The sequence below is a fragment of the Pseudoalteromonas sp. CNC9-20 genome (assembly GCF_022347875.1).
Classification (GTDB): domain Bacteria; phylum Pseudomonadota; class Gammaproteobacteria; order Enterobacterales; family Alteromonadaceae; genus Pseudoalteromonas; species Pseudoalteromonas ruthenica.
The window spans coordinates 1-1,336 of sequence record NZ_JAKRFS010000015.1 but is presented as its reverse complement, the minus strand read 5'-3'; the positions used below and the strand labels follow the sequence as shown (position 1 = coordinate 1,336).

1 rRNA gene is annotated in these 1,336 nt (G+C 47.8%); it reads right to left on the bottom strand.

What is annotated here, in order from left to right:
* Nucleotides 1-1,153, bottom strand: a 23S ribosomal RNA gene (locus MHM89_RS18765); the annotation flags it as partial.
* Nucleotides 1,154-1,336: the final 183 nt, after the last annotated feature.

Genomic DNA, 1,336 nt, shown 5'->3' with positions numbered 1-1,336 from the left:
GTTGCAGCCGCAGCTTCGGTGGTATGTTTAGCCCCGTTACATCTTCCGCGCAGGCCGACTCGACTAGTGAGCTATTACGCTTTCTTTAAAGGGTGGCTGCTTCTAAGCCAACCTCCTAGCTGTTTTAGCCTTCCCACATCGTTTCCCACTTAACATACACTTTGGGACCTTAGCTGGCGGTCTGGGTTGTTTCCCTCTCCACGATGGACGTTAGCACCCACCGTGTGTCTCCCGGATAGTACTCATTGGTATTCGGAGTTTGCATGGGGTTGGTAAGTCGGGATGACCCCCTAGCCCAAACAGTGCTCTACCCCCAATGGTATTCGTCCGAGGCTCTACCTAAATAGATTTCGGGGAGAACCAGCTATCTCCCGGTTTGATTAGCCTTTCACTCCAAGCCACAGGTCATCCCCTAACTTTTCAACGTTAGTGGGTTCGGTCCTCCAATTGATGTTACTCAATCTTCAACCTGCCCATGGCTAGATCACCGGGTTTCGGGTCTATACCTTGCAACTCAACGCGCAGTTAACGCTCGCTTTCACTACGGCTACCCTATTCGGTTAACCTCGCTACAAAATATAAGTCGCTGACCCATTATACAAAAGGTACGCAGTCACCCTCGAAGGGCTCCTACTGCTTGTACGTACACGGTTTCAGGTTCTATTTCACTCCCCTCACAGGGGTTCTTTTCGCCTTTCCCTCACGGTACTGGTTCACTATCGGTCAGTTGGGAGTATTTAGCCTTGGAGGATGGTCCCCCCATATTCAGTCAAAGTTTCACGTGCTCCGACCTACTCGATTTCACTTATTAGACATTGTCGTGTACGGGACTATCACCCTGTATCGTGGCACTTTCCAGAGCCTTCCACTAACATCAAATAAGCTTAAGGGCTGCTCCGATTTCGCTCGCCGCTACTTTCGGAATCTCGGTTGATTTCTTTTCCTACGGGTACTTAGATGTTTCAGTTCTCCGCGTTCGCCTCTTACACCTATGTATTCAGTGCAAGATACCTGCAAGCAGGTGGGTTTCCCCATTCGGAAATCCTGGCCTCAAGCGCTTTTTACTAGCTTGACCAGGCTTATCGCAAGTTAATACGTCCTTCATCGCCTCCAACTGCCAAGGCATCCACCGTGTACGCTTAGTCACTTAACCATACAACCCAAAGTAGTTTGAGCTGTTTGGTGTGACTGTTTAACTTCGCCAGAAGTTATAGAATACTAAAGTAGACGCACAATTAATCTGTCGATTAACTGGCATTTTCTTTACTTATTGAGAACTCTAAATCACTTACGTGATTCAAAGTTTTTATCAGCTTTCCAAATTGTTAAAGAGCAA